Origin of the sequence: Gordonia effusa NBRC 100432, from assembly GCF_000241305.1 — a bacterium.
GTDB lineage: Bacteria > Actinomycetota > Actinomycetes > Mycobacteriales > Mycobacteriaceae > Gordonia > Gordonia effusa.
In genome coordinates, this window is sequence record NZ_BAEH01000073.1 from 96,908 (window position 1) to 104,275 (window position 7,368).

5 protein-coding genes and 1 pseudogene are annotated in these 7,368 nt (G+C 62.9%); all 6 read right to left on the bottom strand.

Annotated features, from left to right (window positions below; all coding sequences use genetic code 11):
- Nucleotides 1–15 precede the first annotated feature (15 nt).
- Nucleotides 16–2,610 (bottom strand): helix-turn-helix transcriptional regulator, encoded by a 2,595-nt coding sequence (locus GOEFS_RS13140; RefSeq protein ID WP_040525086.1) that lies wholly within the window; start codon nucleotides 2,608–2,610, stop codon nucleotides 16–18.
- Nucleotides 2,611–2,699: 89 nt separating this feature from the next.
- Nucleotides 2,700–5,180 carry a patatin-like protein gene (locus GOEFS_RS13145; protein WP_138918002.1) on the bottom strand — a complete coding sequence of 827 codons (2,481 nt, stop codon included), beginning with the start codon at nucleotides 5,178–5,180 and terminating at the stop codon, nucleotides 2,700–2,702.
- 65 nt (nucleotides 5,181–5,245) lie between these two features.
- The gene (locus tag GOEFS_RS22515; protein WP_007318409.1) at nucleotides 5,246–5,830 is read right to left on the bottom strand and encodes a DUF2567 domain-containing protein; all 585 of its coding nucleotides are present in this window, start codon (nucleotides 5,828–5,830) and stop codon (nucleotides 5,246–5,248) included.
- Nucleotides 5,827–6,081, bottom strand: coding sequence for a biotin synthase auxiliary protein BsaP (gene bsaP, locus GOEFS_RS13155; RefSeq protein ID WP_007318410.1), 255 nt, complete (start codon nucleotides 6,079–6,081; stop codon nucleotides 5,827–5,829). Before bsaP ends, GOEFS_RS22515 begins: the two co-directional genes overlap by 4 nt.
- 57 nt (nucleotides 6,082–6,138) lie before the next feature.
- Complete coding sequence (gene bioB / locus GOEFS_RS13160) at nucleotides 6,139–7,188, bottom strand: biotin synthase BioB (RefSeq protein WP_007318411.1); 1,050 nt, start codon at nucleotides 7,186–7,188, stop codon at nucleotides 6,139–6,141.
- Nucleotides 7,185–7,368 (bottom strand): annotated as a pseudogene (locus GOEFS_RS13165) (dethiobiotin synthase); the annotation flags it as partial. The gene bioB and the pseudogene GOEFS_RS13165, both read right to left, overlap by 4 nt.

A 7,368-nucleotide genomic window follows, 5' to 3' on the forward strand; every position in this document is an offset into this window, starting at 1 on the left:
CTTAATCACCCGGGATCACGCGCCATTCACCGCGGCCGCGACGTCGGCTCGATCGGTGACGTCGAGTTTTGTACATGCGCGATACAGATGGCCTTCCACTGTCCGCACAGATACCACCAACCGCTCGGCGATCTGCTTATTCGACAGACCCGCGGCAACGAGATTCGCGACTTCCCGCTCGCGCGCGGTAAGCGGCAATGGATTCGATGCCAATGCCAGTGCCGGAGTCCGCACTCCCCCGCAACTGCGGGCATATCGGTCGGCGTCGGCCCCGGACTGCACGGCATCTCGTCGCTTGCCTGTTGCCTCGAATGCCACCGACGCTTGGGCTGATGCGTCAGCCGCCGACAACAGCGCGCCGATCCCCGCGAATTCTGCTGCCGCCGTTGCCAATCCAGCGCCATCGTGGTTGGCTAACGCCTGCGCGTGATGCGCGTAGCTGCGAATCAGCGGCCCGTCGAGTTGTTCGGCCAGTTCGGCCAGTCGGGCGGCCACATCGGCGTCGCCGAATCGGGCGGCAGCATGCAACGCCGCCGCCTCGACGCCGAATTGCCCACTCGTACGAGCATGTTCGGCCGCGCGGACTGCGACGTCGACCGCATCGACGATCGCGCCCTCAGCTGCGGCTACCCACGCACAGGACACCTCAAACTGCGGGAGATACACTGCCACATGGTTATTGGCGATATCAGCGAATCCGCGCACCGCGGCCTTCGCCTTATCCACCAGCCCAAGGGCCGCATACCCCTGAATCAGCGCTATGCGGGCGGGACAACTCCACGACCGCCCGACACCGGTGGCGAGCGCGGCGAGTGTTTCTTCCAACCGCGTCACGGCATCGACGAAACGCCCCTGCGCCACCGCAACGGTGCCCTGCAGGGAGTTCGCGAGTCCCCACGCCAAATACTGTCCCACCGAGGAGAATTCACTCATCTCATCGGCCCGACGTTGGGCCTGGCCGAAGTCGCCGAGCAACGTGAGCGCCGACACCTCGGCATGTCCCACCGGGAATCGCAGCAGCCCGTCGGTCTGGCTTTCCACCGCGTGTGCACGCGCGGCGATCTCACTCACCCTGGTACCGCGACCGCTTAACCCCAATGCCAATCCACCCGCATAGGCGGCCCATTCCACCGCCCAGGGCAGTGCCTGCGGGTCGGCCAACACTTCTTCGGCAATCCGTAGGCCGCTCTCCAGCCGGTTCTCGTGGACGGCGAGCGTGGCCGCCACCCCGTCGACCATCGGACGCAGGATCGGATTGTGCACGCGCTCAATAACTTTCGCAAGTTGCGCATCGGCTGCCTCGGCGTCACCTATGGCGAAGAAGGTATTGGCGACCTTGGTCAGCCCCCACCGCAAATATTCACCCTCGTCAAGCGACTGGGGGTCAAACCGATTGAGCACCTCATCGGTCTCGGCCGCTTGCCCTTGCCACAACAGCACTCGCGCCAGTACTTCCGACTCCGCCAGGCCGCCGCCGTTGCGCACCGCCGCGCGAGCGAATCGCTCGGCAAGCGGTACGTCGGCCAGCCCTACCGCGTCATTGGCCGCCGTCCGCAGCAACGAGAGATCCGCTGGCTGATCGCTGTCGAGTGTCAGCTCGGCCAGTCTGATCCGTTCGGGTGCCGACCGCAAATCACGATCGGCCATCGCGCGCACCAACTTTCCGCGCAACCGCCGCGACGCCGCTACCCCTACGCGGCGGCGCACGACCTCGCCGAACAATGGATGGTTGAAATGCACGCTGAGTCGGCCATCGTCTTCGACGACTCGGATCAGCCCGCGCCGCTCGGCTTCGTCGAGTGCGTCGTCGCCGGCGAAATCTGCCAGGATGTCGAATTCGAGCGGCTCGCAGAAGGTGAGGTAGCGCAGGGCGTTGAGTACGTCGTCGGATAGCTGATCAATCCGACTTTCCAGCAGCGACGCCAACTCGGAAGTGATGGCCGCGCGACCCCGCAGCTGCCACACGTCGCGAGACTGCGTGAGCGTGCCCGACTCCAGCGCACCTTCGACGAGATGCCGTAAGAACAAGGCGTTCCCGCCGGAGGCCTGCCACATCAGATCCGCAGACAAACCTTCCAGTCGACCGCCGATCACCGACTCGATGAAACTCACGCTCTGTTCTTTGGTGAACGGCTCGAGATCGAGGTGGACCAGGTGTCCGTCCTTCCACAGCGCGGTCACCGCGTCGGGAACGGCCTCGCCGCTGCGCACCGTCGCGACGATATGCACCGCCCGATCGATTGCCAGTTGATGCAGCAGCGTCGCCGACAGGTGATCGAGTAGATGCGCGTCATCGACGCCGATGATGATATGTCCTTGCGCCAGAAGGGATTCCCGCGCCGCGGACAGAAAGTTCACCGGATCGCGCGAGGTGGCCGACCCGACCAGGTGCGCGAAGACACCCAGCGGAATGCTGCGGGCTGACTCGGTGCCCGCCACCCACCGGACGTCGGAGTTCAACGACCGGGTGACTCGGCGTGCCAGTGTTGTCTTGCCGACCCCGGCATCACCGATGAGGACCACACCCCCGACAGCGCTGCCAGAATCCAGCGCTGCGCGAATGGTCCCTATTTCTGATGCGCGTTCGATCACCGGCCAGGTCCGGGTCATGGTCGTTGATTTTACCAATGCGCGACGTCTGCTGCTCGTATTCGGAGCCATCTGGAGGATCGTCACAGATAAATCGCCTCTTGACTATTTCAATAGTTCTTCGCAGGAATGATGCCAGTCAAGTACTTACGCAATTCATTGATCTTCTTGAGGTCGGATTCCGAATCGAGAACCGCGCGCAGACCAGCTTTCAGCGGCTCTGTCAGCTCAATGCCGCCATCGCCTTCCGCGACCATCTTCGGAGGCGGATTACCGATATTCTTCGCCGCGGCGTCGTCGAGTTGCCAGAGCAGACGCTCGACCGTATCCAGCCGCCCCCACAGATAGTCATTCTCGCGCCACGCCCGACTGAAGAAGCCGCCGAAGTGGAACGTCCCTGCTCCACGTAGTTTTCCCTTGGTGGCGTCGGGCGGTGGCACAGCCTTCGCGGTGAGCGGTGAGAACTGATCGACCGTGATCGGTGAGAACTGGGGAAGCTTCGAGAGCGCGATGATCGGATAGATCATGGCATCCCACAGCGGGAAGCCGAGATATCGCGTCAACAGCGAAAGTCGGGCTTCGGTCGGCCAATTCGCGGTGATCGGCACAAATCGATCCCACAAGACTCGGCTGTACTCGCCGGGTTGCCCACCGATATTCCCGCAAAACCCGTTAACGATGCGTTCGAAATTCGCGCTGTTATCCTTCGCGAAATCCTTAGGATTAGGAACGGAATCTGGATTCGGTACCGGCAAGAATGCGAACAGATTCTGGTTAGCCAATTCATTTACCGCATTGTCGCTGGCGGTGCAGATCTCGCCGAGCGCCTTCCAGGCGCCCTCTTTGAGCAGATCCAGGTCGGCTGCGGCGACCGGCTGTGCCGGATCGGCATAGAGGTCGTTGATCGCCATCAGAACAAACTGCAATCGGCGTACGCGGTACGGCATATCGAAATACACCAGTCGTTGCGCAAGGCCTTCCGGACTTATCGCTGCCCAGTCGTACGTGAATTTAACCCACTCGCGCAACGCCGCTTGCAGGAAGGTGGCCGCGTTAGACCCTTCCACATAGCCGATCTTTCGCGAGACCGCCGCGGAGAAGTAGTCGCTGGCCGAGGCGGCCTTGAGTCGCACATAAGTCGGGTAACCGGCACCGACCCGTCGCGCGACCGATCGGTTCATCGCAACCGCGGACTCGACGACCGGCGCCGGAACTTCTACTGTCTCAACCTCATTCGGCGCGATAGCGACAGCGCCCGCGTTAGTCGATCTGGCCACCGCTCTACCGTCGACCCTCGTCGGAGTAGCGGAGTCGCCGACATATTCGACGGATCCGGCGTCATTGCTGACCAGAATATGGTTCTGATCTATCCAGACGCCGGTACGTCCCAACGCGGCGCGCACCATCTCCTCTTGTGCCATCGTGATCGCGCTGATCTGCGCGATCTGATGGTTCATGTCGCGGATTCTGATCAACTCGGGCAAGAAGGAATGCGATCCTTTGGCCCCGAGTACCGCTTTGATGACGCCGTTGATCCATTTGGGCGGCTTGGTCTTTCCGCGCCAGCTGACGACAGGCGCGGCAAGCGGGATGCCCGGATCGGGTTCGATATATGCCAGCCGTCGAACCACCTGCGTCTGCGCCGAATTGCGGGCGATCGCGTTGATGGCGTGGTCGAATGGCGCGTTGTCTAGCAGCCCGCCGTCGACAAACCAGGCACCCTCGACACCCGATCCAGATTCCCGATAGTCATTGATGAACTTCACTGTGTTCGGCGCTACCTCTACTCTCGCCTCGCCGGCGAAACTGGCCAGACTGACCGGAGCGAAAGCACCGGGAAACGACGACGTCGCGCGGGCCGCGAAGGCGAGTGCCGGCGTCGAGCCCATCGCGAAGTCGCCGGGCGCACCGTTGGCGCCGAAGTGGATCGCGCGGGCGAAATCGGTGGCTCGCTGGGTAGTCCGACCCGCCCCATCGGTCATCAATGTCTGAGTGCCGTACAGATCAGTCGTGGTGACATACAGATCGAGGGAATCATTGGCGGTGAGCAACGTCCCGGTGGTGCCGGTGTCCATCGCCGACAACGCCCCGTATAGCTGCCGCGACATGAAATCTCCGGAGAGTGGGGATCTGCGGCCCCGGATAAGGACCATTTGCACAATCGCCGCCGTGAGAATCTTGGGCCACAGACCGGGTAATATCTTGGGCTTCAACAACTTTCGCAAGTCTGCGGCCGACAGCCACAGCTCCTTGAGTCCCTGTTGGTCGGCATTGCAGGCGATCGCCTTACCGAGTACAACGCCGTTGATGCCACCCGCGGATGTGCCAGTGATGACGTCGATGACAACGCGCAGTCGGGTGCCATTGCGCGCGTATGAGGACAGCACGTCGTAGTAGACGTGCGCGGTGTCATCCGGCGGGAATGGATTGGTGACGGCGGGGTTGTAACCGTCACTCTCCAGCCTTCGCGACGCCACGACGAGCTTGTGAAACTCTTTGGTCACCCCATGCATGTAGATGGCAAGGGCAACGCCGCCGTAGCACACGACGGCCAATCGCAACTCGATAGTTCGCGCTGATTTGTCGGCCATCTCCCAAGGGTGCGCCGAATCGGTCGCGAACACACGAGTAGTTGGCTACTCGAGTTTTGACACCGCTACGTCGGTGTGGGCAACGACGTCGATTCCGCGCTCGGAACGCCGGACTGCCCCAGATCCGCGCTCCGACTCATTAGCACGGCGCACAGATATACGAAGGCGCTCAGCAGTGGCGCGATTATCAGCAACAGGCCCGGTGCGCTCACCGCCCCTGTCACCTCCGCGTTAAACCAGATATTCGGTGCCACGTCGAAGGTGTCTCCCGCTCGCAGCCCGGAGCGGTCCGATAGCCGCAGGTCGAGCACCCAGGTGCCGATCCCGATCGCAAGGCCGCCAGCGAGGACCGCGGCGACGATCGCCGAGATCGCGCCCACCGGGCCGCGCCACGATCGCGCACCCCACCAGGACAGCAACCCGACGATCACCCCGACACCCAGCATCAGCATCGAAAACACCCCGACGCCGTCGAAGTAATGGTCTATCTGTGCGCCGGGTACCACCCCGGTCCCGTCGGCAAGCACCTGCGCCCGCGGTGTCGGTGTGAAGAACGCCCATCCCACACCGACGAGCGCGCCAAGCACCGCAGCACCGCCAACGACCCGCACCATCTCGGTGCGGCGCACCGACGTCGTCGCGTTGGTCATCGCTGGTACAGCTCAACCGAATCGATGTCACCGTGGCGAGAACAGCGTGCCCGCCATCCGTCGGGCCGTACCTGCACCACCATCCGGCGTCCGCACTGACCGCAGAACCTCGGCGGTTCCAAGCCAAGTTTGGCCGTAGCCGGAATGGCGTCGGCGCTCTGCGATTCGATCGCGATGCCGGTGTAGACGCCGAACCGGTGCGGTTGGGCCAACGGTCCGGGCACCGTTACCTCGGTGTTCGTGGGGGCCATCGGCGTCCTTTCGCAAACGGGCTCGTCGCACTCGACCAGTTAGAGCTCGCCGTCGTGCTAAATGCTGGAGTTGAGCGCCTTGATCGGCATCGACAGATCAACGAGCAAATCCAGATCTGCCTCGGCCGGGCGGCCGAGGGTCGTCAGGTAGTTGCCGACGATAACCGCGTTGATCCCACCGAGGATGCCTTGCTTAGCGCCCAGATCACCCAGCGTAATCTCCCGGCCGCCGGCGAATCGCAGGATGGTGCGCGGAAGAGCGAGACGGAAAGCCGCGACAGCTTTGAGCGCCTCGGAGGCGGGCAGCACCTCCAAGTCGCCGAATGGCGTTCCGGGCCGCGGGTTGAGGAAGTTCAACGGAACCTCGTCAGGTTCAAGCGCGGCGAGGTCGGCGGCGAATTCCGCACGCTGCTCCAACGTTTCACCCATGCCGAGAATGCCGCCGCAGCAAACTTCCATTCCTGCCTCGCGAACCATCCGCAGCGTCTCGAACCGCTCCTCCCACGTGTGAGTGGTGACGACATTGGTGAAGTGAGACTTCGCCGTCTCCAGGTTGTGGTTGTACCGGTGTACGCCCATATCCTTGAGCTGATCGACCTGCTCCTGGGTCAACATGCCGAGGCTGCAAGCGATTTGGATATCCACCTCGTTGCGGATGGCTTCGATACCCGCGGCGACCTGGCTCAGCAGCCGCTTGTCCGGACCGCGGACCGCCGCGACGATGCAGAATTCGGTCGCCCCCGTCTTCGCGGTCTGCTTGGCGGCCTCGACGAGCGAGGGAATATCGATCCAGGCGCTTCGGACCGGCGACTCGAAGAGTCCCGACTGCGAACAGAAGTGGCAATCCTCGGGGCAGCCACCGGTTTTCAGCGAGATGATGCCCTCGACCTCGACCTCCGGACCGTTCCACTTCATCCGGACGTCATGTGCCAGAGCGAGCAGTTCGGTGAGCCGGTCGTCGGACAGTTGCAGAACCGCCAGGGTCTGTTCCTGACTGAGACCTTCGCCGCGTTCGAGGACCTGCTCGCGCGCAATGGTCAAAATGTCATCGGGGTCCGCTACCGCGGAGTCGGTGTCGATCGTTGGTTCGACTGGTGCCTGGGTCACGTGAGTACTCCTTGGTCGGTGCTGTGAACTGTGTTGTGCGGGCTAAGTAGTGGTGTGCCGAACCAGTCGGGAGCGCGGGCGGTGAATTCCGCAGGCGCCAGTTTTCCGACTCCGGCCGGCACGATCCCGACGACCGGCACACCCGTAACGGCGGGCAGGTCGGCGAGGTTACACGTCATC